At 72.1% G+C, this 26,058-nt stretch carries 22 protein-coding genes; 11 read left to right on the top strand and 11 right to left on the bottom strand.

What is annotated here, in order from left to right:
• Window positions 1-136 precede the first annotated feature (136 nt).
• The 5 genes from ACFUJR_RS32155 to ACFUJR_RS32135 all read right to left on the bottom strand — a co-directional run bounded on the left by ACFUJR_RS32155 (window position 137) and on the right by ACFUJR_RS32135 (window position 6,597).
• Window positions 137-3,283 carry an efflux RND transporter permease subunit gene (locus ACFUJR_RS32155; RefSeq protein ID WP_383174465.1) on the bottom strand — a complete coding sequence of 1,049 codons (3,147 nt, stop codon included), beginning with the start codon at window positions 3,281-3,283 and terminating at the stop codon, window positions 137-139.
• Window positions 3,284-3,431: 148 nt separating this feature from the next.
• Entirely contained in the window at window positions 3,432-4,124 is a 693-nt protein-coding gene (locus ACFUJR_RS32150) for a response regulator (RefSeq protein ID WP_383174468.1), read from the bottom strand.
• A complete protein-coding gene (locus tag ACFUJR_RS32145) occupies window positions 4,121-5,350 on the bottom strand; it encodes a sensor histidine kinase (RefSeq protein WP_383174471.1) in 1,230 nt (409 codons plus the stop codon). The genes ACFUJR_RS32150 and ACFUJR_RS32145 overlap by 4 nt, the downstream gene beginning before the upstream one ends.
• An 86-nt stretch (window positions 5,351-5,436) precedes the next feature.
• A complete protein-coding gene (locus ACFUJR_RS32140) occupies window positions 5,437-5,715 on the bottom strand; it encodes a hypothetical protein (protein WP_383174474.1) in 279 nt (92 codons plus the stop codon).
• An 84-nt stretch (window positions 5,716-5,799) separates the two neighbouring features.
• Window positions 5,800-6,597: a PspA/IM30 family protein gene (locus tag ACFUJR_RS32135; RefSeq protein ID WP_383174477.1), complete on the bottom strand. Its 798-nt coding sequence runs from the start codon at window positions 6,595-6,597 to the stop codon at window positions 5,800-5,802.
• A 269-nt stretch (window positions 6,598-6,866) separates the two neighbouring features.
• Here ACFUJR_RS32135 and ACFUJR_RS32130 point away from each other — a divergent pair, with 269 nt between their 5' ends.
• Together ACFUJR_RS32130 and ACFUJR_RS32125 are read left to right on the top strand one after the other, a co-directional pair.
• Entirely contained in the window at window positions 6,867-7,463 is a 597-nt protein-coding gene (locus ACFUJR_RS32130) for a DUF3043 domain-containing protein (protein ID WP_383174480.1), read from the top strand.
• 86 nt (window positions 7,464-7,549) lie between these two features.
• Window positions 7,550-8,284, top strand: coding sequence for a class I SAM-dependent methyltransferase (locus tag ACFUJR_RS32125; protein WP_383174520.1), 735 nt, complete (start codon window positions 7,550-7,552; stop codon window positions 8,282-8,284).
• A gap of 298 nt (window positions 8,285-8,582) precedes the next feature.
• On the opposite strand, the gene ACFUJR_RS32120 is transcribed toward ACFUJR_RS32125, so the two are convergent.
• On the bottom strand, window positions 8,583-8,792 hold the full coding sequence (locus tag ACFUJR_RS32120) for a hypothetical protein (RefSeq protein ID WP_352189339.1): 210 nt from the start codon (window positions 8,790-8,792) through the stop codon (window positions 8,583-8,585).
• Between the two features lie 91 nt (window positions 8,793-8,883).
• On the opposite strand from ACFUJR_RS32120, the gene ACFUJR_RS32115 reads away from it, so the two are divergent.
• From ACFUJR_RS32115 to ACFUJR_RS32100, 4 genes are all read left to right on the top strand, one after another.
• Complete coding sequence (locus ACFUJR_RS32115; protein WP_383174484.1) at window positions 8,884-10,089, top strand: bifunctional adenosylcobinamide kinase/adenosylcobinamide-phosphate guanylyltransferase; 1,206 nt, start codon at window positions 8,884-8,886, stop codon at window positions 10,087-10,089.
• A gap of 47 nt (window positions 10,090-10,136) precedes the next feature.
• Window positions 10,137-11,213 (top strand): nicotinate-nucleotide--dimethylbenzimidazole phosphoribosyltransferase, encoded by a 1,077-nt coding sequence (gene cobT, locus ACFUJR_RS32110; protein WP_383174488.1) that lies wholly within the window; start codon window positions 10,137-10,139, stop codon window positions 11,211-11,213.
• Between the two features lie 196 nt (window positions 11,214-11,409).
• The gene (locus ACFUJR_RS32105) at window positions 11,410-13,197 is read left to right on the top strand and encodes a phosphatidylglycerol lysyltransferase domain-containing protein (RefSeq protein WP_383174491.1); all 1,788 of its coding nucleotides are present in this window, start codon (window positions 11,410-11,412) and stop codon (window positions 13,195-13,197) included.
• Window positions 13,194-13,919, top strand: coding sequence for a hypothetical protein (locus ACFUJR_RS32100; protein ID WP_383174494.1), 726 nt, complete (start codon window positions 13,194-13,196; stop codon window positions 13,917-13,919). The genes ACFUJR_RS32105 and ACFUJR_RS32100 overlap by 4 nt, the downstream gene beginning before the upstream one ends.
• Here ACFUJR_RS32100 and ACFUJR_RS32095 read toward each other — a convergent pair.
• Complete coding sequence (locus ACFUJR_RS32095; protein WP_383174496.1) at window positions 13,844-14,626, bottom strand: hypothetical protein; 783 nt, start codon at window positions 14,624-14,626, stop codon at window positions 13,844-13,846. The two genes, ACFUJR_RS32100 and ACFUJR_RS32095, sit on opposite strands and share 76 nt — an antisense overlap.
• Window positions 14,627-14,702: 76 nt before the next feature.
• Between ACFUJR_RS32095 and cobS the strand changes: the two genes are divergently transcribed.
• Both cobS and ACFUJR_RS32085 read left to right on the top strand, forming a co-directional pair.
• On the top strand, window positions 14,703-15,485 hold the full coding sequence (gene cobS / locus ACFUJR_RS32090) for an adenosylcobinamide-GDP ribazoletransferase (protein WP_383174499.1): 783 nt from the start codon (window positions 14,703-14,705) through the stop codon (window positions 15,483-15,485).
• A 77-nt stretch (window positions 15,486-15,562) separates the two neighbouring features.
• On the top strand, window positions 15,563-15,685 hold the full coding sequence (locus tag ACFUJR_RS32085; RefSeq protein WP_383174502.1) for a hypothetical protein: 123 nt from the start codon (window positions 15,563-15,565) through the stop codon (window positions 15,683-15,685).
• Here ACFUJR_RS32085 and ACFUJR_RS32080 read toward each other — a convergent pair.
• The 4 genes from ACFUJR_RS32080 to ACFUJR_RS32065 are packed head-to-tail and all read right to left on the bottom strand — an operon-like array spanning window position 15,682 to window position 21,373.
• Window positions 15,682-16,353 carry a spherulation-specific family 4 protein gene (locus ACFUJR_RS32080; protein ID WP_383174505.1) on the bottom strand — a complete coding sequence of 224 codons (672 nt, stop codon included), beginning with the start codon at window positions 16,351-16,353 and terminating at the stop codon, window positions 15,682-15,684. The genes ACFUJR_RS32085 and ACFUJR_RS32080 overlap by 4 nt on opposite strands.
• A gap of 9 nt (window positions 16,354-16,362) precedes the next feature.
• Window positions 16,363-17,754 (bottom strand): hypothetical protein, encoded by a 1,392-nt coding sequence (locus ACFUJR_RS32075; protein WP_383174508.1) that lies wholly within the window; start codon window positions 17,752-17,754, stop codon window positions 16,363-16,365.
• On the bottom strand, window positions 17,751-19,265 hold the full coding sequence (gene pelF, locus ACFUJR_RS32070) for a GT4 family glycosyltransferase PelF (protein ID WP_383174511.1): 1,515 nt from the start codon (window positions 19,263-19,265) through the stop codon (window positions 17,751-17,753). The genes ACFUJR_RS32075 and pelF overlap by 4 nt, the downstream gene beginning before the upstream one ends.
• Before the next feature lie 32 nt (window positions 19,266-19,297).
• Window positions 19,298-21,373: a hypothetical protein gene (locus tag ACFUJR_RS32065; protein ID WP_383174514.1), complete on the bottom strand. Its 2,076-nt coding sequence runs from the start codon at window positions 21,371-21,373 to the stop codon at window positions 19,298-19,300.
• A 300-nt stretch (window positions 21,374-21,673) separates the two neighbouring features.
• Between ACFUJR_RS32065 and ACFUJR_RS32060 the strand changes: the two genes are divergently transcribed.
• From ACFUJR_RS32060 to ACFUJR_RS32050, 3 genes are all read left to right on the top strand, one after another.
• Window positions 21,674-23,188, top strand: coding sequence for a leucyl aminopeptidase (locus ACFUJR_RS32060; RefSeq protein ID WP_383174517.1), 1,515 nt, complete (start codon window positions 21,674-21,676; stop codon window positions 23,186-23,188).
• Window positions 23,189-23,530: 342 nt separating this feature from the next.
• A complete protein-coding gene (gene lpdA, locus ACFUJR_RS32055) occupies window positions 23,531-24,919 on the top strand; it encodes a dihydrolipoyl dehydrogenase (RefSeq protein ID WP_383181352.1) in 1,389 nt (462 codons plus the stop codon).
• Between the two features lie 61 nt (window positions 24,920-24,980).
• A complete protein-coding gene (locus tag ACFUJR_RS32050) occupies window positions 24,981-26,018 on the top strand; it encodes a 2-oxo acid dehydrogenase subunit E2 (protein ID WP_383450995.1) in 1,038 nt (345 codons plus the stop codon).
• The last annotated feature ends 40 nt before the right edge of the window (window positions 26,019-26,058 follow it).

The raw sequence follows: 26,058 nt of genomic DNA, 5'->3' as shown, positions 1-26,058 counted from the left end.
GGGGGGGGAAGGGGGGGGGGGAGGTTGGGGGGGGGTGGGGGGGGGGGGGGGGTGGGGTTTGGTGGGCGGTTTCCCCGGGGGCACGCGGGGGGGGGCCCCCCAAAGGGGGGGTGGCCCCCCCCTCCGGCGTGGGGCGTCAGACGTCCAGGGTGTCCAGCAGCGTCGCGTCCGCGGGGGTCACGTCCCGCTGCTCGGGGTTGTCGGGCGTGCCGTCCCGCTTCGCCTTCCTCGCCACCCTCTTCTTCGCGCGGCGCTCCTTGCGGAGTTCCACCATCGCGTAGAGCGTCGGGACGAGCAGCAGCGTCAGCAGCGTCGAGGTGATCAGACCGCCGATCACCACCACCGCAAGCGGCTGGGCGATGAAGCCGCCGTCGCCGGTGATGCCGAGCGCCATCGGGAGCAGCGCGAAGATCGTCGCCAGGGCCGTCATCAGGATCGGGCGGAGCCGGTGACGGCCACCCTCGACGACCGCCTCGACGATCCCGAGCCCCTGCGACCTGTACTGGTTGATCAGGTCGATCAGGACGATCGCGTTGGTGACCACGATGCCGATCAGCATCAGCATGCCGATCATCGCCGGGACACCCATCGCCGTGCCCGTGATCACGAGCAGACCGATCGCACCGGTCGCCGCGAACGGGATCGACACCAGCAGGATCAGCGGCTGGACGAGCGACCTGAAGGTCGCGACCAGGAGCATGAAGACGATCGCGATCGCCGCGAGCATGGCGAGGCCGAGGTTGACGAACGCCTCGGACTGGTCCTCGGAGACACCGCCGATGGAGGCGGTCGCGCCCTTCGGGAGGTCGAGCGCGGCGATCTTCGACTGGAGAGCCGCGCTCACCGCGCCGGTGTTGTCACCGGTCGGCTTGGCCGTGATCGTCGCGGCCCGCGAGCCGTCGATCCGGGTCATCGAGACGGGACCCGGCACCAGCTTCACGTCGGCGATGTCGCCGAGCTTGACCGGTCCGAGCGGCAGCGCCTTCAGGCCGTCCATCGTGGTGGCCGGCTTCGCCGAGGTCAGGACGATGTCCCGCTCGGTGTCGTCGAGGATCGCCTTGCCCGCGGGGGTGCCGCGGACCGCCTGCGCGACGGCCATGCCGAGCGTCGTGTCGTCGAAGCCGAGGTCCGCCGCCTTCGCGTTGGCCCTGACGGAGATCCGGGGCACGGACTGCGACAGGTCGCTCTGGACGTCGGTGACGTCCTTCAGCTTCGCGACCTCCGCCTTGACCGCCTCGGAGGCCTTCTTCAGGGTGTCCGCGTCGGAGGCCTTGACCACCACGCTCAGGTCCTGGCTGCCGAAGCCGTCGCCCGCCGCGATCGTCGTGTCGCCGATGCCGTCGAGCTCCCCGAGGGCCTCGTCGATGGCGTCGCGGGTCTTCTCGTACGACGCCGAGTCCTCCAGCGTCACCTGGTACGAGGCCTGGTTGGCGCCCGTGCCGCCGCCGAAGGCGGCCATGAAGCCCGAGGAGCCGACCGTGACCTGGTAGTTCTTCACCCCGTCGGTGGAGGCGAGGACCTTCTCGATCTTCTTCGCGGACTCGTCGGCGGCCGCGAGGCTGGTGCCGGGAGCCAGCTCCTGCTTGATGCTCAGGACCTCCTGCTCGCCCTGGTCGAAGAAGTTCGTCTTCAGGAGCGGGGCCATGCCGAAGGTGCCGACCAGGACGACGATCGCGATCGCCACGCTGGTGAGACGGCGCCGGGTCGCGAACCGCAGGACCGGGACGTACAGGCGCTGCAGCCGGCTCCTGCCCTCCTTCTCCTCCGCGAGGCGCCGGGCCTCGTCCGGGTCCTCCGAGGTGCCCTTGGGGGCGCGCAGGAACCAGTACGAGAGCACCGGGACGACGGTGAGCGAGACCAGGAGCGAGGCGAGCAGGGCCGCGGAGACCGTCAGGCTGAACGAGCCGAACAGCTCGCCGACCATGCCCCCGACCAGGCCGATCGGCAGGAAGACCGCGACGGTGGTGAGCGTGGAGGAGGTCACGGCGCCCGCGACCTCGCGTACGGCGGTGAGGATCGCGGCCTGGCGCTCCTCGCCGTAGCCGAGGTGCCGCTTGATGTTCTCCAGGACCACGATCGAGTCGTCGACGACCCGGCCGATGGCGATGGTGAGAGCGCCCAGCGTCAGCATGTTGAGCGAGAGGTCACGGGTCCACAGCACGATCAGGGCCAGGACGACCGAGAGCGGGATGGAGACCGCGGTGACCAGCGTGGAGCGGATCGAGGCCAGGAAGACCAGGATCACCAGGACGGCCATGACGAGACCGAGCGCGCCCTCCGTGGTCAGACCGGAGATCGACTTGGAGACCGCGGGGCCCTGGTCGGAGACGACGGTGAGCTCGGCGCCCGAGCCGAGGTCCGCGCGCAGCCCGGGGAGCTTGTCCCTGACCGCGTCCGAGATGGCGACGGCGCTGCCGTCGTTGTCCATGGTGGCCATCACGGCGAGGCTCGGCCTGCCGTCCGTACGGGTGATGGAGACCCGGGAGGCCTCCGCCTGCTTCACCGTGGCCACGTCGGCGAGGCGGACGGTGTCGCCCTTCTCGGGCTTGATGCGCAGGTCCTGGATCTGCTGGAGCGAGGTGAAGCCGCCGCCGACCTGCACCGTCCGGCTCTTGCCGTCCTCGGAGAAGGAGCCGGCGGGCACCGTGCCGCCGCCCGACCGGATGGCCTCGGCGAGCTTCACGGTGGTGAGGCCGGCTGCGGCGAGCTTCCTGTCGTCGGGGGTGACGGAGACCTGGAGGTCCTGGACGCCGTCGATGGAGACCTGGCCGACGCCGTCGATGTCCTCCAGGGCGGGGACGACCGTGCGCTCCAGCTGGTCGGCCAGGGCCTGCTGGTCCTTGTCGGAGGTGACGGCGAGGACGACGGTCGGGATGTCGTCGGTGGAACCGGCGACGACCTGCGGGTCGACCCCGTCGGGAAGCGCCACGCGCGCCCGGTTCACGGCCTGCTGGACGTCGGCGACGAGCTGCTTGGTGCCCTCGTCGCCGTAGTCGAAGGTGGCCATGATGAGGGCGTTGCCCTCGGAGGCGGTGGAGGTGACGCCCTTGATGCCGTCGACGGCCTTGATCGTGCTCTCGAGCGGCTCGACGACCTGCTTCTCGACCACGTCGGGCGACGCGCCCTGGTAGGGGGCGAGGACCGAGACCATCGGGAGCTCGATCGAGGGCAGCAGTTGCTGCTTCAGCTGCGGGATGGCTATCGCCCCGAAGACGATGGCCACGATGGACATCAGCCCGATCAGGGCCCGTTGCGCGAGGCTGAATCTGGACAGCCAGGACATGGGGTCTCTCTTCTGTGGCGTGCTCGGCAGGCGGGCGGTGCTGGGTGCCCGCCTACACGATCAGCCATGGGAAGCGCCGGATCCTCGGCCCCGGGGTCCAAATCCTTATCCGACGTATACCGCGTCTGGAGTACGCCGGGGTACTCCCTCACTCCACCCTTGGACGTACCAGCCCCGACTCGTACGCCGTGACGACCAGCTGGGCCCGGTCCCGCGCGCCGAGTTTGGCCATGGCCCGGTTCACGTGCGTCTTCACGGTGAGGGGGCTGACCGCCAGGCGTTCGGCGATCTCGTCGTTGGAGTGACCGCCCGCGACGAGGACGAGGACCTCGCGTTCACGGGTGGTGAGGGCGGCCAGCCGCTCGGAGTAGGCCGGGGAGTCCGGATCGTCGTCGAGTCCCGAACTGCCGCCCTGCGCAAGGAACTTGGCGATCAGCCCCTTGGTCGCGACGGGCGAGAGCAGGGCCTCCCCGGCGGCGGCGAGACGAATGGCGTTGAGCAGTTCGTCCGGTTCCGCCCCTTTGCCGAGGAAGCCCGAGGCCCCGGCGCGGAGCGACTGCACGACGTACTCGTCGACCTCGAAGGTGGTCAGCATGACGATGCGTACGCCGGACAGCTCCGGGTCCGCGGTGATGAGACGGGTGGCGGCCAGCCCGTCCGTACCCGGCATCCGGATGTCCATCAGGACGACGTCGGCCCGGGTGGCCCGGGCGAGCGCGACCGCCTCGGCCCCGTCCGCCGCCTCGGCGACGACCTCCATGTCCGGCTCGGAGTTCACGAGCACTTTGAACGCGCTGCGGAGCAGGGCCTGGTCGTCGGCGAGCAGTACTCGGATGGTCATGTGTCCTCCCCCGTACGGGCCGTCACGGGCAGTATCGCCTGGACGCGGAAGCCTCCGCCGTACCGGGGTGCCGCGGTCAGGGTGCCGCCGAGGGCGCTGACACGCTCGCGCATCCCGATCAGCCCGTGGCCTCCGGTGCCGTCGGCGGGCGTCGGCTGCTGCGGTACGCCGTTGTCGAGGACGGTGATCTCGACGGTCCGGCCGACGCGGACGACGCTCACCTCGGCCTTGGCATCCGGGCCCGCGTGCTTCTGCACGTTGGTCAGCGCCTCCTGGATGATCCGGTACGCGGCGAGGTCGACGGCCGCCGGCAGCGTGGCGTCGTCGGCGGCGCGCGCCAGCTCGACCGGGAGGCCGGCGTGACGGAAGGTGGCGAGGAGCTCGTCGAGGACGGTGAGCCCGGGCGCCGGTTCGGTGGGCGCCTCCGGGTCGCCGGACTGACGGAGCAGGCCGACGGTGGCGCGCAGCTCGTTGAGGGCGGAGCGGCTGGCGTTGCGGACGTGGGCCAGGGCCTCCTTGGCCTGGTCGGGCCGCCTGTCCATGACATGGGCGGCGACCCCCGCCTGGACGTTGACCAGCGCGATGTGGTGGGCGACGACGTCGTGCAGATCGCGGGCGATCCGCAGGCGCTCCTCGGCGACCCGGCGCCGGGCCTCCTCGTCCCGGCTCCGCTCGGCGCGCTCGGCGCGTTCGCGGATGGCGTCGACGAAGGCGCGGCGGCTGCGGACGGCGTCGCCCGCGGCCGCGGCCATACCGGTCCAGGCGAAGACGCCGAGGTTCTCCTGCGCGTACCAGGGGGTGGGTCCGAACAGCATCGCGCCGCAGGTCAGCACGGCCATCGTGGTGAGGCCGACGCGCCAGGTGGTGGGGCGGTCGGTGCGGGCGGCGACCGTGAAGAGCGCGATGACGGTGCTCATCGTGACGGGGGCCGGACTGTTGTCGGTGATCAGCTCGACGAGGGTGACGCCGCCGGTGAAGGCGAGGACGGCGAGGGGGTCGCGCCGCCGCAGGACGAGGGCTCCGGCGCCGAGCACCATGAGGAGCACGCTGCTCGCGTCGGGAGTGCGGTCGCCGAAGGTGGGGCCGTTGCGGCTGCCGTGGGGGTCGGCGAAGGAGGCCGTGATCATGCAGGCGAGCACGGCGAACGCGAGGGCCCCGTCGAAGGCGAGGGGGTGCGCCCGCAGCCACTGCCGGCCCCGCTGGAAGCCGCTGTCGAGGGAGGTCACGACAGGCAACGGTACGGGGTGGTACGTACCGGTGCCCCGCCCCTCGGCCGAGGGGCGGGGCACCAGGTGCGTCGGAGTCGTGCGGCTCAGCCCGGGATCAGGCCGTCGTCGGAGAGCAACTCGCGCACCTCGTCGAGGGTCGCGTCCGGCGACGGCAGGATCAGCTCGGAGGGCTCCAGGGCGTCGTCCGGGAGGGGCTCACCGAGCCGGCGGACCTCGTCGAGCAGCGCGGACAGGGTCCGGCGGAAACCGGCGGAGTCCCCCGACTCCATCTCTGCGAGCAGCTCGTCGTCCAGCCGGTTCAGCTCGGCGAAGTGGCTGTCGGCCAGCGTCCACTGACCCTCCCCCATGATCCGTACGATCATGACGCGTCCTTCGGGCTCGTTACCGCTCGGTGCCGCTTCTCGCTCTCCTGCTTACTCCAGCCCGCCTCCGCTCGCCACCGCTCGCTACTGCTTGTCGAACCGCGGCCGGGACTGCTGCTGGTCCTGCGGCGTGGCCGCGCCGTTGCCGCCCTCGATCGCCTGCTTCGAGGCCGAGGGCCCTCCGGCCAGCTCCGCCTTCATCCGCTGGAGCTCCAGCTCGACGTCCGTGCCGCCGGACAGCCGGTCCAGCTCGGCCTGGATGTCGTCCTTGGCCAGGCCCGACTGGTCGTCGAGCGCGCCCGAGGCGAGCAGCTCGTCGATCGCGCCGGCCCGCGCCTGGAGCTGCGCCGTCTTGTCCTCGGCGCGCTGGATGGCCACACCGACGTCGCTCATCTCCTCCGAGATACCGGAGAAGGACTCGGCGATCCGGGTCTGCGCCTGGGCGGCCGTGTACGTCGCCTTGATGGTCTCCTTCTTCGTACGGAAGGCGTCCACCTTGGCCTGGAGACGCTGCGCGGCCAGCGTGAGCTTCTCCTCCTCGCCCTGCAGCGTCTGGTGCTGCACCTCGAGGTCGCTCACCTGCTGCTGGAGCGCCGCCCGCCGGGAGAGCGCCTCACGGGCCAGGTCCTCGCGGCCGAGCGCCAGCGCCTTGCGGCCCTGGTCCTCCAGCTTCGCGGACTGGCCCTGGAGCTGGTTCAGCTGCAGTTCGAGCCGCTTGCGCGACGTCGCCACGTCGGCGACACCCCGGCGGACCTTCTGCAGGAGCTCCAGCTGCTTCTGGTAGGAGTAATCGAGGGTCTCGCGCGGATCCTCGGCCCGGTCAAGGGCCTTGTTTGCCTTCGCGCGGAAGATCATCCCCATACGCTTCATGACACCGCTCATGGGCTTCGCGCGCCCCCTTCTGACGGACTCGGCTCAAGCACTCCAACAGGATCCACAGTACGGGCCCTGTCTCCATTGACGCACTGTTCGGGGCCGGATGTGCTCCTCCCCAAGGACGAGTGCGAACGGGCTCTCTCCGGCCCAGGGAGTAGATGGACCTCGGGGAAACCGTGCGTGTCGTCCGTACGTACCCCCACAGACGCGGGCCGATACCAGATCGTTCCCGCCCGCACTGGGGTCCACACCCCCCACCACGTACCCTGGGCTTTGTGTTCCGTAGCCGTTCCAAGGAAGAGAAGGCCCCCACCGACAAGGTGACGGCGGACCTCTCCAAGCAGCCCCGCGACCCCGAGGCCCCCAAGGGCCGCCCGACCCCGAAACGGAGTGAGGCGCAGACCCAGCGCCGTCGCGCCGCGACGGTGCCGACCGACCGCAAGGAGGCCGCCAAGCGCCAGCGCGAGGCCCGCCGCTCCGACCTGGCCCGCCAGCGCGAGGCGCTGGCCAGCGGCGACGAGCGTTATCTGCCGGCCCGCGACAAGGGTCCGGTCCGTCGCTTCGTGCGCGACTTCGTCGACTCGCGCTTCGCGATCGCCGAGTTCTTCCTGCCGATGGCCGTGGTGATCCTCGTGCTGTCGATGATCCGCGTCCCGGTGCTGCAGAACGTCTCTCTGCTGCTCTGGCTCGGTGTGATCGTGATGATCGTCATCGACTCGATCGGCATCTGGCTCCGCCTGAAGAAGCAGCTGGCCGAGCGCTTCCCGAACGAGCCGAAGCGCGGTGCCGTGGCCTACGGCCTCATGCGTACGCTCCAGATGCGCCGACTGCGACTGCCGAAGCCGCAGGTCAAGCGCGGAGAGCGGCCCTGAGCGCGGGAAGCTCCGAGTCCGGCACGGGTACGGGTGGCGGTCCGCTGCTGCCCGCCACCTCCCCGTGGCCGAGCGGGTACGGCGGGCTGCGCGAGACCGTCCGCCAGGAACTCGTCGCCCGCCAGCTCGACGAGCAGATAGCCGGGCGCTACCCGGTGGGCCAGCGACTGCGGATCCTGGACGCGGGCATGGGGCAGGGCACCCAGGCGCTGCGCCTCGCCAGGGCCGGTCACACCGTGACCGGCCTGGAGGCCGATCCCGAGCTGCTCCAGGCCGCCCGTGACTCGCTGGCCACCGAGCCGGCCGGGATCCGTGAACGGGTGCGGCTGATCGAGGGCGACGGCCGCGAGACGGGCGTGCACTTCCTGCCGGGCAGCTTCGACGTCGTGCTCTGCCACGGCGTGCTGATGTACGCGGACGAGCCCGACGCTCTCCTCGCGGGCCTCGCCCGGATGCTGGCGCCCGGCGGCCTGCTCTCCCTGGTCGTGCGGAACGCCGACTCCCTGGCCATGCGGCCGGGCCTCGCCGGGGACTGGTCGGGCGCGCTGTCCGGCTTCGAGTCGGACACGTACACCGACGACAACGGATTCAAGGTCCGGGCCGACCGGCTCGACGCGCTGACGTCGACGCTGGCGGGGATCGCCGCACCGCTGCACGCCTGGTACGGCGTGCGGGTCCTCACCGACGGTGTGGCGGGCGATGTGGGACTGCCCGCCGCCGAGGAGCTCGAGCGGCTGCTCGCCGCGGAGGACCGGGCCGGACGGACGGACCCGTACCGCAGGGTCGCGGCGCTGCTGCACCTGTGCGGGGTACGGGGCTGACACCCGGGCGTCCCGCGCCCCTGATCGACCGCCTCCGCCGAGGCGTACGAACCAGATGAACGCGATATTCCGGACATGGGTGCCTCCCGTGTCCGACGCCTCCTTCCGGCCCTGACGGCCCGCGCGTGCGCGACGGCCCGGGTCTCGGGCTGCGACGGCCGGCCGGTGAACGCGACCCGACACGACGAACGCGACCCGACACGACGAACGCGGCCGGACACGACGAACGCGGGGCCGGACACGACGAAGGCGGCCCGGGCCCTCGGGGCCCGAGCCGCCCGGCGTCCGCACGGAACGGCTAGGCCTCGGCCGCGCTCGTGAGCGACATCGTGTAGATCTTCCCGTCGTCCTCGAAGAGGGTGACCTGCTCGACGCCGCCCTCCAGGAGCTCCTTCCAGACCTCACCGATCCAGGACTCGGCGTCGCCCTGGGTGGTCCAGTCCTCCGGCTCCACCGCGGGAGCCGTCTCCGAGCCGTCGGCCTTCTCGAACCGCCACGTCCATGCCATGTCCGCCTCCTGAGGTTCACCGGATGATCGGTTTCCTGCCCGCAGCGTAGCCGGGCGCGCACCCCTTGCGGCGACGCGGGAGGATCAAGGGGTGGAACTGACTCTGCTCGGCACCGGCGCCCCGCTCGGGCTCCCCCGCCCCGAATGCCCCTGCGCCGTGTGCGCGTCCTCCCGCGGCGACCGGGCGCGGGCGGCCACCTCGCTGCTCGTGGACGAGTCGCTGCTGCTCGATCTGACACCCGGGGCCGCGCTGGCGGCCGCCCGGGCCGGGCATTCACTGGTCGGCGTGCGACAGGTGCTTCTCACCCATCCGCACGACGGTCCGGCGGTGGAGGTGCCCGCCGGGCTGCCGGCCGCCGGGCGGGTGCCGGACGGCCGGGAGCTGACGCTGATCAGCGGGCACCGGGTGCGGGCCGTGTCGATGGACTCGCCGGGTACGGGATACGAGGTGACGTCGCCGGACGGCGAGCGGCTGCTCTATCTCCCGCCCGGCGGCTCCCCCGCCGGCCTGCCGGACGATCACCGGCCGCCGTACGACATGGTGGTCATGGACGTCACGGGCCGGTCCGACGCGCTGGCGCGGCTGCGGTCGACCGGGGCGGTCGGGGCGAGCACCGACGTGATCGCCGTCCATCTCGACCACGACGTGCCGAACGGTGCCGAGCTGGACCGCCGGCTCGCCGCCGCCGGGGCGCGGACGGTGCCGGACGGCACGACCCTGTACGTCGGCGAGTACCACGCCGTGCCCGACGTGCCGCGTCGCACGCTGGTGACCGGCGGGGCGCGGTCGGGCAAGTCGGTGGAGGCCGAGCGGCGCCTGGAGACCTTCCCCGAGGTGCTGTACGTGGCGACCGGCGGGACGCGCGAGGGCGACCCGGAGTGGGCGCAGCGGGTGACCCTGCACCGGGACCGTCGGCCGGGGTCCTGGCGTACGGCCGAGACCTGTGACCTCGTACCGCTGCTCCAGGAGGACGGGGGTCCCGCGCTGCTGATCGACTGTCTGTCCCTCTGGCTGACGGACGCGATGGACCGGGTGGGCGCCTGGGACGAGGAGCGGTGGGCGGACGGCGGGCAGGAAGCGCTGCGGAAGCGGGTGGAGGAGCTGGTGGCGGCGGTCCGCGCCACGTCCCGCACGGTCGTCGCCGTCACCAACGAGGTGGGGTCGGGGGTCGTGCCGGCCACCGCGTCGGGGCGGCGGTACCGGGATGAGCTGGGTCGGCTGAACGCGTCCTTCGGCGACGAGTGCGAGCAGGTGCTCCTTGTCGTCGCGGGCCAGGCGCTGGTGCTGCGCGGGTAGGGTTCGATCACCCATTCCATCGCCGACCGACGTCACGAGGGAGAGCCTTGAACCTGGACGACTTCTCCGATCTGATCGAGCGCCCCGACGGCGGGGTGCGACGTGACGCCGAGGAACGCCGGGAGCGGCTGATCGTTCCGCCCGGTGCGCTCGGCCGGCTCGACGAACTCGGCGAGTGGCTCTCGGCGGCGCAGGGGTCGGTCGAGGTGCGGGCGATCGAGCAGCCGAAGCTGGTGCTCTTCGCCGGCGACCACGGGGTGGCCTCGCTCGGGGTGTCGGGCCGCGAGGCCGGGACCGCGCACGAACTCGTCCGCTCGGTGCTCGACGGGGCGAGTCCGGTGGCGGTGCTGGCCCGCAGCGCGCGGGTGCCGGTACGGGTGGTGGACGCCGGTCTCGACTGCGATCCGGAGCTGTTGCCCACCGAGGTCGTACGGCACCGGGTGCGACGCGGCAGCGGCCGGATCGACCTCGAGAACGCGCTGACCGCCGAGGAGACCGAGGCGGCGATCCGGCTCGGCATGGCGATCGCCGACGAGGAGGCCGACTCGGGCACCGATCTGGTCGTGCTCGGCGATCTGAGCGTGGGCGGCACGACCCCGGCCGCGACCCTGATCGCGGCCTTGTGCGGGACGGACGCCTCGGTGGTCACCGGCCGTGGCGGCACCGGGATCGACGACCTGGCGTGGATGCGCAAGTGCGCGGCGGTCCGTGACGCGCTGCGGCGCGCGCGGCCGGTGCTGGGCGACCAGCTGGAGCTGCTCGCCGCGGTCGGCGGGGCGGATCTGGCGGCGATGACGGGCTTCCTGCTGCAGAGCGCCGTGCGCCGGACGCCGGTGATCCTGGACGGTGTGGTGGCGGCGGCCTGCGCGCTCGTGGCGCAGCGGGCGGCGTTCCGGGCGCCGGACTGGTGGCTGGCGGGCCAGGTGAGCGGTGAGCCGGCGCAGGCGAAGGCGCTGGACCGGATGGCGCTCAACCCGCTGCTCGATCACGGCGTCACTGTGGGCGAGGGAACCGGGGCGATGCTCGCTCTGCCCCTCGTCCGGGCCGCCGCCGCGCTGGCGGCGGAGCTGCCCGAGCGTCCGGAGAAGACCGTTCCGGAGGACGCCCCCGACCAGGAGAGCTAGGGGGAGCTAGGAGGGTGTCTTGTGGATCATGCCGGGCTCGCGGCTGATCCGGCCTGACCCACAGGACACTCCCAGACGGATCACGGCGCCGGAAGCGGTCCCTCCCCAGAGGCCCCGCTTCCAGGGGACCCCATCGGGCGGACGACCGCTTCCGGCGCCCCGTCACGGCAAGCGATGCCCCATATGATCGCTTTTCATGGGAGAGGTCCGTTTGTCCGCCGAAGGAACGCCCCGGGGCACCACCCCGCGCTCACGGCGCAGCGCCGCGTTCGCCGTCTGGTACCTGCGCGCCGTCACGTTCATCAACTTCCTGAGCGCCGTCTGGGTCTCGCTCGGCCAGGACCTGCGTCGGCACAACACGGACGACTACTTCACGCCGTACCTGCTGACCGCGGGCTTCGCCTCGGGCGTCTTCACGCTCTTCCTGGCGATCACCACGCGCCGCCGCAAGCGCGCCGCGTGGATCCTCAACATCGTCCTCGGCGGCCTGTTCCTGCTGCTCTTCGCCCTGGCCATGGCCTTCCCCGAGGTCCGGCAACACGCCCAGAACTGGGTCTCGTTCGCCCTGACGGCCGCGTTCGTCCTCGCGCTGGTCCTCGGCCGCAAGGAGTTCTACGCCAAGGGCGACCGCTCCAACCCGCTGCTGGCCACGGTCGTCGCGGTCGGCGGGCTCCTGGTCACCTCGCTCCTCGCCGCGTTCCTGGTCACCGTCACCAACACCTCGACGGGCACCTCGACGTTCCTGGAGCGCTGGCGGTACGGCGTCATGCGGCTGATCACCCTGGCCGCCGACGACTCGCGCTTCGACGGGATCTCCACCCCCGGCTGGGTCGACGTCACCATCAACGTGCTGTCCACGCTGCTGATCATCGCCGTGCTCTACGCCGCGTTCCGCTCGCGCCGGGCCGTCGACCCGCTCACGGACGAGGACGAGGAGAGGCTGCGGCTCATCCTGGAGAAGCAGGGCGAACGCGACTCGCTCGGCTACTTCGCGCTGCGCCGCGAGAAGAGCGTGGTGTGGTCCCCCAGCGAGAAGGCAGCCATCGCCTACCGGGTCGTCGGCGGGGTCTCGCTCGCCTCGGGCGACCCGATCGGCGACCCCGAGGCCTGGCCCGGCGCCATCGAGCCGTGGCTGGCCCAGGCCCGCGAGCACGGCTGGATCCCGGCCGTGATGGGCGCGAGCGAGGAGGCCGGCACCGTCTACGCCCGGCACGGCCTGGACGCCCTGGAACTGGGTGACGAGGCGATCGTGGAGACCGGCGAGTTCACCCTCGACGGCCGGGCCATGCGGACCGTGCGGCAGGCGTACAACCGGGTGAAGCGGGCCGGGTACGAGGTCCGGATCCGGCGCCACGAGGACATCCCCGCCGACGAGATGGACGAGCTGCTCCGCAAGGCCGACGACTGGCGCGACGGGGCGACCGAACGTGGCTTCTCCATGGCGCTCGGCCGGCTCGGCGACCCCCGGGACGGCCGCTGCGTGATGCTGGAGTGCAACGACGAGACCGGTGAGCTGCGGGCGGTGCTCTCCTTCGTGCCCTGGGGCCCCAAGGGCCTCTCGCTGGACCTGATGCGCCGTGACCGGGACGCCGAGAACGGCCTGATGGAGTTCATGGTCATCGAGCTCCTCCAGCGCGCCAAGGAGATCGGGATCACTCAGGTCTCGCTCAACTTCGCCATGTTCCGCTCCGTCTTCGAACGTGGCTCGAAGCTCGGGGCGGGACCCGTGCTGCGGATGTGGCGTTCCCTCCTCGGCTTCTTCTCCCGCTGGTGGCAGATCGAGTCGCTGTACCGCGCCAATGCCAAGTACCGACCGATCTGGGAGCCCCGCTTCATGCTCTTCGAGAAGAGCGCCGACCTGCTGCGCATCGGCCTCGCCGCGGCACGCGCCGAGGGGTTCCTGGAAGCCCCCCGCCTACTGGCGGTCACCCCGGACGGAGTCCGGGGGCGGCTGCACCGCAAGCACCTGGAGGGCAAGCGGTGAGGTCCGGACTCAAGGACTTCGCCCGCCGCGAGTGGGGGCCGCTGTACACCGCCGTACGGTCCGCCCTCGTGGCCCGGCGGTGGAGGGCGATCCCGATCACGCTGGGCGCCGTCTGCCTCACGGCGCTCTTCCAGCTCGTGCAGAACCAGGACTGGGGATACCAGCCGGTCCAGAACATCGGCTCGGTACGGGCCGAGGACCCGCTCTGGCTCGCTCTGCTGCGCACCCCGCTCTCCCTGTTCGTACCGGCGCTCGACCTGCCGGTGTGGGGCGCGCTCGCGCAGGTGCTGCTGGTCTTCGGCATCGCCGAGATATGCCTGGGGCGGTGGCGGACCCTCGCCATCGCGTATCTCGCGACGCTGGCCGGGACGCTGTACGCGCGCGTGGGCATCGCCCTCGGCCCGGACGGCCCGCTGGGGCTGCCCGCCTCCGACGCGCAGGTCGTCGACACCGGCCCGTCGGCGGCCGTGGTCGGCCTCGCCGTGTACGTCTGTCGGCGCTACCGGGCCCGGTGGACCGGCGCGCTCGTGGTCGTCGCCATGGTGGTGGAGGTCCTGGTCAAGACCAACCTCGCGGGCAAGGAGCACCTCGCGGCGATCGCCGCCGTACTGGTGCTCATGGCGGTCGAGTCCTGGCGCGAGCGCCGTCAGCCGCCGCCCTCGGACCCCGAGCCGGGGGTACGGCCCGGCACCCGCTCCTGGAAGCCGCCGATCACGTCCTGAAGCCTGCGCCGCACCTTGTCCCAGCGCCGGTCGTGCCGGTAGGTGCGCAGCCGCGAGCGGGCGCGGGCCTTGGGCCGGCGCCGGTAGAGGTGCCGGGACCACCAGGAGCCGGGGCGGGCGAGGCGGACGGACCCGACGATCGCCACGAAGGGCACCAGGGTCCCGAGCACGGCCAGCCGGAACTTCCCCTTCACCAGGGTGATCAGGACGAAGAGGAAGTTGACGAGCAGCGTGAGGACGAAGGTGGCGCGGTTCTGCTGCTCCTCCGCCGTCAGGTCGTTGACGCCCAGCGGTGAGAAGCCGCCGAGGACCAGCATGACCAAGGCGGCGGTCAGGACGACGACCTCGACGCTCTTGCGCCCCTGGTCGCTCCAGTAGACGTCGTCGAGGTGGAGGATCAGCGCGAACTCGTCCAGCACGAGCCCCGCGCCGACCCCGAAGACCGCCGCGAAGACGCACGCGGTGACGCCCTCCCGCCCGCTGGCGACCGCCCCGAAGCCGCCGATCACGGTGAGGACGACGCCCGGCACGACATGGTGGATGTGCAGTCCGCCGGCGGACTTCACATTGCCGAACGGCCCCTTCCCCGCCCGGATCATCCGCACGATCGCCCGTGTGACCAGGAACGTCACCACGAACGAGAACAGGGCGATGAGCAGCGGGAGCTTTCCCGGCTCGACGAAGTTTCGGTAGAACCAGTGACCCATGCCACCTGCTTCGGATATGCGCCGTATACGCGATATGCGCAACTTACAGGGTGGGGGCCTGGCTTACCCTGCCCGGATGGACGGCCTGCGTTTCGCCTTCGGCACCCTCACCGTGCTCCCCGCCCGCATCACCCGCTGGGACAGGGACGCGGCACGCGTCGGCATGCTCTGGGCCCCGTTCGCGGGCCTCGTCGTCGGGCTGCTCGCGGCCGCGCCCGGCGGGTTGCTTCTGCTGCTCGGCTCCGGCCCGCTGCTCGCCGCGGTCGGCACGGCGGCCGTACCGGCACTGCTGACCCGCGGCCTGCACCTGGACGGGCTGGCGGACACGGCGGACGGGCTCGGCAGCGCGAAGCCGGCCGAGGGCGCGCTGCGCATCATGAAGCAGTCGGACATCGGCCCGTTCGGTGTGATCGCGTTGCTCTTCGTCCTCCTCGCCCAGGTCGCCGCGTTGTACCGGCTGTACGAGGAGGGCTGGGCGTACGGCGCGGTCGGCGCCGTCCTCGCCGCGGCCGTCGCCAGGCTCGCCCTCACCCACGCCTCCCGCGAGGGCATCCCGGCGGCCCGCCCCGAGGGCCTGGGCGCGATGGTCGCCGCCACCGTCCCGGCCCGCGCGGCGTCCCTCGTCACCGCGGCCGTCCTGGTGACGTGCGCCGCGGCCGGGGCGCTGTTCTCCCCCTACGACGCCCTGCGCCATGTCCTCGCGGCGGGCGCGGGCCTCGCCGCCGCCGCGCTGCTGCTGCGCCGCTGCGTGCGGAGGTTCGGCGGGGTGACGGGCGATGTCTTCGGGGCGGTGGAGGAGGTGACGGCCACGGTGGTGCTCGTCGCCCTGACCCTGGGCACGGTCCCGCCCGCCCCCTAGGCGGTGCCCGTCCAGGCGTCCGTCGTCGGCAGGGTGGCGGTGAGGGAGAGGACGGCCGAGACCGGCGCCTCGTCGAGGTGGCGGTGCAGGAGGCGGGTGAACTCCTCCTCGCCGAGCGCGTCGCGCTGTCGGCGAAGGGCCGTGAGGTTGAGCGCGGCATCGCCTGGGCGACGCCCTGTCCGGACGGCGCCGGGCGCTAGCCGGACGGGGCCGGGTCGGGCTCCCGGGCCAGGGCGTGCGGGAGGGTGCCCCAGGGGTGGGGGCCCGTGCCGGGGACAGCACAGTGGACGCGGGTCGTCGGGAGCGCGCCGGGCGGGGCCGCGTACACCAGGTGGCAGTAGTGGTCGGCGAGCGGCAGATCGAGCCCCCGGTAGGAGTCCCAGGGGCCCTCGAAGGTGACCAGCAGGTCGGCGAGTTCGGCGTAGCCCGGGTCGGGATGGGCACCGTGGTTGAGGACCAGGGTGCGCGCACCCGCGGCGCGGGCGGCGACGGATACGCGACGGACGTGGGCGAGGGCCTCGGGCGCGGTCGGTACCTGGTCGAGGAAGGCTCCGTCGGCCCCGTACCAGTCGCGATGGCGCAGCAGCTCGGCGACGACCTCGCCGTGCGGGCGCCGCCCGTAGGCGGTGTCGGCGTAGCCGAGGACCCGGACCCCGGCGGCACGGAGCCGTTCGGCGACGGCGGCGAAACCGGGGTCGGGGGCCGTTCCGGGGCCGTTCGCGGGGTTGAGGACGACGCCGTACAGGAACGGCGCGGCCTCGACCACGGCGTCCCACTCCTCGGGCCGGTCGGCCGGATGCTCGTAGAACGGCACGAGGAAGGAAGAGCTGGAGGGGCTGGAAGAGCTGGAGGGGCTGGAGGGGCTCATGGACCTTCCTCAGAGGCGGTGGGCGGTCGGGCGGACGAGCAGCGCGCACGTCAGGACGGCGAGCACGGCCGCGGCCGCGCCGGAGACGGCCGGGCCCGAACCGGGGGCGAGGGTCTGGGTCGCCGCGGCGGCCACGCACACGGCTGCCGCGCTACGCACCGCGCCGAAGGCCTGGAGGAGCAGGCCGAGCCAGAGCACGACCCCCACGAGCACCAGACCGAGCAGCCGTGCGCCGCCCAGCGCCTCGGCTCCGGGCCACAGCAGGGTGCCGACGGCGGTCAGGGCGAGGAGGACGGCGAGGTAGACACCGAGGCAGTGGACGAGGTTGCCGGCCGCGCCCCGCCGGAAGGCGCGGGCGGTGGTGAGCGTCCGCAGCCGGGCGAGGCTGACGCTGCGGAAGCGGTGGAGCAGCCACTCGGCGGGCCCCATCGAGAGCGTGAGCGCGACCACGGGCCCCGCGCCCGTGACGAGGGCGTCGCCGGTCCCCGCGTACAGCACGAGGAGTCCGCTGCCGAGGCCGAACAGGCCGTACGGGAGGGAGGCGGCGAGCGGGGGTCCCGGGCGGGGCCGCCGCAGAGGTCCCGGGCGCAGCGTCGTCGCCGCGATGGCGGTCGCGGCCGCCAGGGAGAGGGCCGGCAGCCCGGCCCTGACCGGGTCGGGGAGGTCGTACCAGAACGCGGGTACGGCTCCGAGGAGCGGTGACAGCGCGCAGAGCAGGGCGCGTTCGCGGCCGAGGACCAGCAGGACGGTCGCGGCGCCCAGGTAGAGGGCCTGTCCCGCCGCGAACACCACGGTGGGCGACTCGGCGGGTCCGGCGGCCGCGAACGCGACCACGGAGCCGAGGAGGGCGCCCGCCGGGGCGCCGAGGAGCAGGGCCCGGGCGGCGGCCGCGGGGTCGCCCAGACCGAGCCAGGAGTACGCGCGGTGGGAGAGGGCCTGGTTCCAGACCCACCCGGCCACGGCCCCCGCGAGCAGCGGGGTGATGCTCGCCCCGCCCAGGAGCGGGGCGCCCAGGACATAGGCGAGCCCGGGCAGCGCGAAGACGAGACCGCGCAGCAGACAGCCGGCGAGCCCGAGGTGCCACGGCCCGGCGGGCGCGGCCTCGGGCCGGGGGTGGTGGCGCTCCACGCGCGCGTAGATGTCCTCGGCGAGGGCGAAGGAGTCGGCGCGGCCGTAGGTGAGGCGTATGTGGTCGTCCGTCATGCCGTCGGACTCCAGGATCGCGGCTATCTCGTCCGGGTGCACGGCGTGGGCCGCCAACGCGCTCAGACGGTCGGCCAGTTCGCCGACGGGATCGTCGGCGTAGGGCGTGCCGTGCGGGGTCTCGGTCACCCGCTGCCGCGGGACCACGGGCAGGGTGTCGCGCATCGTGCCGTTCTTCAGCCAGAGGGAGCCGCTCATGACAGGGACCCTCCGCCCACGAGTTCCTGGCGCCAGGGGTCGGTGAGGAGCGCCGTCCAGTCCTCCGGCTCCGGCGCGGTGTGGACGGGCCGGCCGGCGAGCTCGCGGTAGATCTGGCGGAAGCCGTCCACGGAGCGGTGCAGGGTGAACCGGTCGACGACCCGCTGCCGGGCCCTGCGCCCCAGTTCGGCACGGCGTGCGCCGTCCCGCAGCAGCTCCGTGACGGCCGCGGCCATCACCGCGGGCTCGCGCGGCGGGACGACGAGTCCGGTGTCGCCGACGGCCTCCCGTACACCGCCGACGTCGGTGGAGACCGTGGCCCGGCCGCAGGACATCGCCTCGATCAGGGAGAACGGGAAGCCCTCGCTGATCGAGGAGAGGATCACCACGCTCCCGGCGGCGTAGGCGCGGGCCACGTCGGAGACCCGCCCCTCGAAGGTGATGCCGTCGGTCACGCCCAGTTCGGCGGCGAGCTTCTCCAGGCGGGTCAGGTAGTCCTCGTTGCCCGCCGGGACCGGCCCGAACAACCGCAGCCGCAGCTCCGGCAGTTCGGCGCGGGTGATGGCGTAAGCCCGGATCAGCGTCTCCAGGTCCTTGATGGGGTCGACGCGGCCGCACCAGCTGAGCGTGGGGACCTCCGGCTCGGGGCCGGCGTCGGGGAACGCGGCCGGGTCGACGCCGTTGTAGACGGTCCGGATGCGGTCCGCGGGGGCGCCGCCGCGCTCCTCCCAGCGCCGGTTGTACTGGTTGCACGGGGTGATCAGGTCGGCCTTGACGTAGCCGAGGGTGTTGAGCTCGCGGTAGAAGCCGAGCATCAGGGCCTTGACCGGCCACCGCTGGGCCTCGGTGCGGTAGCCGAGGTACCGCTCCCGCAGATAGATGCCGTGTTCGGTCAGCAGGAAGGGCACTCCTTCGAAGTGCTGGGCCGTCAGCGCCGGCAGGGTCGCGAGTCCGCTGGAGACCGCGTGCGCGACGCTGTCCTCGGGTATCCGGGCGGCGAGCGGGCGCAGCGCGTGTTCGAGCAGGTCGGTGGCGGTGAGAGCGTCGTGGACGGTGGGCCGGGCGGCTGCCGTCGGCAGATGCGGCATGGCCCAGATCCACATCAGCGAGCGGAGCACGCGCTCGGAGCGCAGGGCGGCGGTGAGGCCGCCGCGCCGGGCCGGTTCCGCGAGGGCGTAGAGGCTCTCGCCGAAGTCGCAGCCCGAGCCGGGGTCGAGGATGGAGAGCAGGAAGCGCTCGTAGGTGTCGATGAAGCGGCGGCGCGCACGGCCCCGCGGGGGCCGCCCCCGCTCCGGGGCGGTGCCCCAGAGCGGGAAGGCGGTGTGCTGGTAGACGTTCGGCGGCAGCTCCCAGGTCACGGGTTCACGGCCGCTGCCGGTGAGGGCGAGGATCTGGAAGTCGACCTCGGGCATGCCCCGGACCAGCTGGTCGCACCAGGTGCTCACTCCCCCGTGGACGTGCGGGTAGGTGCCTTCGGTGAGCATGGTGACGTGACGGCCACTGCTCGGCATGTGCGTTTCCCCCAGAACGTACGGGCAAGTGGTCAGGCGGTCGGGAGCTTGAGCTTGATCGCGGACTGCAGCGCCTCCGGCCCGGTCCAGGCCGAGCGCGCTCCGGCGTAGGGCGTCCCGAACACCGCGGTGCCGAGGAGGAGTTGCTTGCGCGTACCCTCGGGGACGGTGACGGGGGCGACCACCCCGGAGGGCGCCTTCACGGTGACCGTGGCTCCGATGCGGTACGCGGTGACCCGGCCGGCCGCGAGCGCCCGGTCCCAGGCGGTGCGGCGGTTCAGCTCGGTACCGACGTCGCGCTGGCGCGGGTTCACCAGCGGGGTGTTGTCGGCGAACAGGCCCCGGTAGTCGGCCAGGACCCGGTCGAGGACGGGGTAGAGGATGCGGTCTTCGGCGAGGTTGGACTGGTGGACGTAGTGCGGGCGCGGATCGTTCGCCACCACGTGGGAGAGGGCCGTGCGGGCCTCCTGCGGGACGATGTGGGTGGCGTACCCGGTGGCGGTGTCGAGCGGGGCGGGCAGGCAGGTGGAGGCCGGGTCGGACTCACAGATCCCGCTGCCGCCGTCGGCCCGCGAGGTGTAGACCCAGTTGTACTCGTCGGCCATCTCGGCGGCCGTACCGACGTTGTAGTACACGTTCATGGGGTGGCGCGGGACGGTCTTCGCGGCGCCGACGGGGCGCTGCAGGGGTTCGCGGGAGTTGTCGCTCGCGATCCACTTCACGCCGTTGTCGGAGAGCGCGCCTGACAGGTTGGGGTTGTCGACGGGCTGCTGCGGCAAGGTCTTGAGGCCGGAGTGCTCACCGGTGACGAGTTCGGTGCGGTCGACGGAGATGCCCTTGGCGACGGCCCAGTTGTGGTTGTCGCGGATCTGCGCGGAGATGGTGCTCCGGCTCGTCCACCGGGTGGCGCCGGCGGCGGTCTTCGCGCACTGCCAGGGGACGGTGGTGTTGTCCTGCACACAGCCCAGGAAGGGGTGGGTGTAGGTGTGGTTGATCCAGCGGTACTGGGCGCGGTCGGCGATCAGCCGTGCGGCGAGCGGGTCGGTGCCGCCGTTCTCGGTCTTCCACTGCTCGCCCTGGCCGCCGTTGTAGACCATGTCCAGGGTGAAGCCGGCGGACTTCTGCCAGGCGGCGGCGTACGTGGCGTCGGCGGCGGTCATCCGGACCGGGTTCTCGCCCGCCTCGCCGTCGCCTCCGGGGCAGTCGAAGTCGCCGGGGGTGCAGTTCCGCGTGGTGTCCCACCGGGCGTCGGGCGCGAAGACGTCGTCGACGTGGACGGAGAAGTAGTTCCGGTTCTGCCCGAGGTGGACGCCCTGGGTGAGCCACTCGACGATGCCGCGGGCGAGCACCCGGAACTGCCGCTGGTACTGGTTGTAGGCGAAGGTGACGACCAGTTCGCGCCGCCCGTCGTGGGCGTACTCGCCGATCAGGCTGGCCCGCCCGCCGCCGTCGACGGGGATGTCGAGCAGGCTGGTGAAGCCTTCGCGAGGGCGGCCCGCGTAGCCGTAGCTCTCGGAGATCGACGGGTCGTTGTCCTCGAAGGTGACCGGCCCGTCCAGGTAGCGGAAGGGGCCGGTCCTGCCGACGGCGGTGACGGCGGCGGCGGCTCCGTCGAGGGGGCCGGAGAAGCCCCCGTCGCTGGTGTAGTCGAGCCCGACACCGGGGTGGGCCCAGGTGTAGGCGTCGACCTGCGGGATGCCGAAGCTCTTCTCGTACGCCGTGAGCGCCGCCTGCTCGGCTGAGTCCGGTCCGAAGGCGGCCTCGTGGGGCAGGACGACGCCCTGGTACTTGGCGCGGGGGCGCCCCGAGACCGTGTCGCTGAGGAAGGCGGCGTCGATGACCGGGCGGCTGGAATCGGCCAGATCGACCCGGCGGTACGGGACGCCGGTGGAGCGCAGCTCGGCGGTGATCGCCTCCACCGCGCCGCCTCCGTCGTCGACGACGAGGACGGTCAGGTCGATCCGCGGGACCGGCGGCGCGGCGGCACTCGCGCCCGCCGTCGGAACGACGGTGGCGAGGAGCGCGGCCGCGATCAGGGCGGCGGTCCTTGGCGTACGCCCCAGGCCCGAGGCCGAGGCTCGGGGCGTGCGGGATCCGGCAGTGTCCATCGGTGGTGTCCCCCTCGACGGGTCCGCGGATTGCGAAGGACCCGTGGAGATGATGCGGATGATGCAAAGGGGCGACTGCCGCCCTTGCGCGAATGAGGCGAGTGTGGACGAGCTCTCCGACCTCGAGGGGTAAACGTGAAAGAGACACCACGGATGAGTGAATCACCGTCGCCGTGAGCGAACACGTAGAGCGAGCGTAGGCTCGTTCTCGGCGCTCCTCGGGCCGAAATACGATGCGGCGGGCAGGTCGGCCCATCCCTCGACCGCCACAGAACTCAATGGAAGCGAGATTTCACCACCGTGACTGCTCTCACTCTCAGCACAGCCGGAGCCGCGACGCTGCGCGCCGACGCCCTCGTCGTCGGTGTCGCGAAGTCCGGCAAGGGCCTGGTCGTCGCCCCCGGCGCCGAGGCCGTGGACAAGGCGTTCGACGGCAGGCTCGCCGCCGTCCTGGAGACCCTGGGCGCCGCGGGTGCCGAGGGTGAGGCCATCAAGCTGCCCGCCCCCGCCGGTCTGAAGACCCCCGTCGTACTCGCCGTCGGACTGGGCTCCGTCCCCGAGGACGGCGAGGCGTACGGAGCCGAGGCGCTCCGCCGCGCCGCCGGCACCGCCGCCCGCACCCTCAGCGGTGCCAAGAAGGCCGCGTTCGCCCTGCCGGTCACGGCCCCCGAGGACGCCGAGGCGATCGCCGAGGGCGCGCTGCTCGGCGCGTACGCCTACACCGCGTACCAGGAGGCCAAGAACGGCAAGGACGCGAAGAAGCCGCTGGCCGAGGTGGCCCTGCTCGGCGCCAAGCCGCGCGACAAGGCCTTCAAGGCCGCCGCCGAGCGCGCGCAGGCGGTCGCCGAGGAGATCAACCGGGCCCGCGACCTGATCAACATGCCGCCGAACGACCTCTACCCCGAGACGTTCGCCGCCGCCGTCACCGTGGCGGGCAAGGAGCACGGCCTCAAGGTGCAGGTGCTCGACGAGAAGGCGCTCGTCAAGGGCGGATTCGGCGGCATCCTCGGCGTCGGCCAGGGAGCCGTCCGCGGCCCGCGCCTGGTCCGCGTCGCCTACACCCACCCGAAGGCGGAGAAGACCCTCGCCCTGGTCGGCAAGGGCATCACCTACGACTCGGGCGGCATCTCCCTGAAGCCGGCCGGCCACAACGAGACGATGAAGTGCGACATGAGCGGCGCCGCCGCCGTCTTCGCCGCCGTCGTCGCCGCCTCCCGCCTCGGCCTGGCCGTCAACGTGACCGGCTGGCTGGCGCTCGCCGAGAACATGCCGTCGGGCTCGGCCACCCGCCCCGGCGACGTCCTGCGCATGTACAGCGGCAAGACCGTCGAGGTCCTCAACACCGACGCCGAGGGCCGGCTCGTCCTCGCCGACGCCCTCACCAGGGCCTCGGAGGAGAACCCGGACGCGATCGTCGACGTCGCGACCCTGACCGGCGCGATGGTGCTGGCCCTGGGCAACCGCACCTTCGGCATCATGGCCAACGACGACGACTACCGCACCGCGATCCACGAGATCGCCGAGCAGGTCGGCGAGCAGTCCTGGCCGATGCCGCTCCCGGCGGACCTGCGCAAGGGCATGGACTCCCCGACCGCGGACATCGCGAACATGGGTGAGCGGATGGGCGGCGGCCTGGTCGCCGGTCTCTTCCTCCAGGAGTTCGTCGGCGAGGGCATCACCTGGGCCCACCTCGACATCGCGGGCCCGGCCTTCCACGAGGGTGCGCCGTACGGCTACACCCCGAAGGGCGGCACGGGCTCCGCGGTCCGCACGCTGGTGAAGCTGGCCGAGCGCACGGCCGACGGGGAGCTCTGACCGTCCCCTCGGGCCCGTCCCGATCGCCACGGCCCCCGGGAAGACTCCCGGGGGCCGTGGCGTTCCCCTCGCTCGTGAGGACCGCCCGCGCTTTCTTGGAGGGCGGGGCCGTTGCGCTCTCGACGAAATCCGTAGGTTCGTACGCCCGCGTTACCCGTCCGTACGGACGATCGGCCGGTCTCACACACCGGCCCCGCGTCCCGCCTCCCGGCAACAAGTGCGAAGATGGGTTCTCGGCAGGACAGGGCCCCCACCACAGGGCCGACATAAAAGCGGCCGAACACCAGCCGCCGCCCGGTCATCGGAGACCGGCGCCCGGCGCACATGCATGGAGGACGTGACGTGGCGAACGACGCCAGCACCGTTTTCGACCTAGTGATCCTCGGCGGCGGTAGCGGCGGTTACGCCGCGGCGCTGCGCGGAGCGCAGCTGGGCCTGGACGTCGCACTGATCGAGAAGAACAAGCTCGGCGGCACCTGCCTGCACAACGGCTGCATCCCGACGAAGGCCCTGCTCCACGCCGGCGAGGTCGCCGACCAGGCGCGCGAGGCGGAGCAGTTCGGTGTCAAGGCCTCCTTCGAGGGCATCGACATCAAGGCCGTGCACAAGTACAAGGACGACGTGATCTCGGGCCTGTACAAGGGCCTGCAGGGTCTGGTCGCCTCCCGCAAGGTGACGTACATCGAGGGCCACGGCCGACTCTCCTCCCCGACCTCCGTCGACGTCGACGGCCGCCGCGTCGAGGGTCGCCACGTCCTCCTCGCCACCGGTTCCGTACCGAAGTCGCTGCCGGGTCTGGAGATCGACGGCAACCGGATCATCTCCTCGGACCACGCGCTGACCCTGGACCGCGTCCCGGAGTCCGCGATCATCCTCGGCGGCGGTGTCATCGGCGTCGAGTTCGCCTCCGCGTGGAAGTCCTTCGGCACCGAGGTCACGGTCATCGAGGGCCTGAAGCACCTGGTGCCGGTCGAGGACGAGAACAGCTCCAAGCTTCTTGAGCGCGCGTTCCGCAAGCGCGGCATCAAGTTCAACCTCGGCACGTTCTTCCAGTCCGCCGAGTACACCGACAGCGGCGTCAAGGTCACCCTGGCCGACGGCAAGACCTTCGAGGCCGAGGTCCTGCTCGTCGCCATCGGCCGCGGCCCGGTCTCGGCGGGCCTCGGCTACGAGGAGCAGGGTGTCGCTATGGACCGCGGCTACGTCCTCGTCGACGAGTACATGCGCACCAACGTGCCCACGATCTCGGCGGTCGGCGACCTCGTCCCGACCCTGCAGCTGGCCCACGTCGGCTTCGCCGAGGGCATCCTGGTCGCGGAGCGCCTGGCCGGTCTGAAGACCGTTCCGATCGACTACGACGGCGTGCCCCGGGTGACGTACTGCCACCCCGAGGTCGCCTCCGTCGGCATCACCGAGGCCAAGGCCAAGGAGATCTACGGCGCGGACAAGGTCGTCGCCCTGAAGTACAACCTCGCGGGCAACGGCAAGAGCAAGATCCTGAAGACCGCGGGCGAGATCAAGCTCGTCCAGGTCAAGGACGGTGCCGTGGTCGGCGTCCACATGGTCGGTGACCGCATGGGCGAGCAGGTCGGCGAAGCGCAGCTGATCTACAACTGGGAGGCGCTGCCGGCCGAGGTCGCGCAGCTCATCCACGCCCACCCGACGCAGAACGAGGCGCTCGGCGAGGCGCACCTGGCGCTGGCCGGCAAGCCTCTGCACTCCCACGACTGACGCTCACGTCATCACGGGCGCGACGACCACTTACCGCAATTCGTTAGGAGCAACTGAAACCATGTCGGTTTCCGTAACCCTGCCGGCGCTCGGCGAGAGCGTCACCGAGGGCACCGTCACCCGCTGGCTCAAGGCCGAGGGTGAGCGTGTCGAGGCCGACGAGCCGCTGCTCGAGGTCTCGACCGACAAGGTCGACACCGAGATCCCCGCCCCCGCGTCGGGCGTCCTCGCCTCCATCAAGGTCGCCGAGGACGAGACCGTCGAGGTCGGGGCCGAGCTCGCGATCATCGACGACGGCACCGGCGCGCCGGCTGCCGCCCCGGCCCCCGCTGCCGCACCGGCTGCCGCGCCGAAGGCCGCAGCCCTGGAGGTCTCCCCGCTGCGCGGTCAGACCGTCAAGATGACCCGCATGCGCAAGGTCATCGGCGACAACATGATGAAGGCGCTGCACGGCCAGGCCCAGCTGTCCTCGGTCGTCGAGGTCGACATCACCAAGCTGATGAAGCTGCGCGCCCGTGCCAAGGACACGTTCGCCGCCCGCGAGGGCGTCAAGCTGTCCCCGATGCCGTTCTTCGTCAAGGCGGCGGCCCAGGCGCTGAAGGCCCACCCGGTCATCAACGCCCGGATCAACGAGGACGAGGGCACCATCACGTACTTCGACTCGGAGAACATCGGCATCGCCGTGGACTCCGAGAAGGGTCTGATGACCCCGGTCATCAAGGGTGCGGGCGACCTGAACATCGCCGGTATCTCCAAGGCCACGGCCGACCTCGCCGGCAAGGTCCGCGGCAACAAGATCACCCCGGACGAGCTGGCCGGTGCGACGTTCACCATCAGCAACACCGGTTCGCGCGGTGCGCTGTTCGACACGATCATCGTGCCTCCGAACCAGGTCGCCATCCTGGGCATCGGCGCCACGGTCAAGCGTCCGGCCGTCATCGAGACCGCCGAGGGCACGGTCATCGGCATCCGCGACATGACGTACCTGACGCTCTCCTACGACCACCGTCTGGTGGACGGCGCCGACGCGGCCCGTTACCTGACGGCCGTCAAGGCGATCCTGGAGGCCGGCGAGTTCGAGGTCGACCTCGGCCTGTAGGGCGAGGCCGGATGGGCAACGTAACAAGCCTCACCTGCGG

Origin of the sequence: Streptomyces sp. NPDC057271, assembly GCF_042668715.1 — a bacterium.
In the GTDB taxonomy this organism is placed as follows: Bacteria; Actinomycetota; Actinomycetes; order Streptomycetales; family Streptomycetaceae; genus Streptomyces.
Note: the sequence above shows the minus strand (reverse complement) of the source record. Positions and strands in the feature narration are given on the sequence as shown.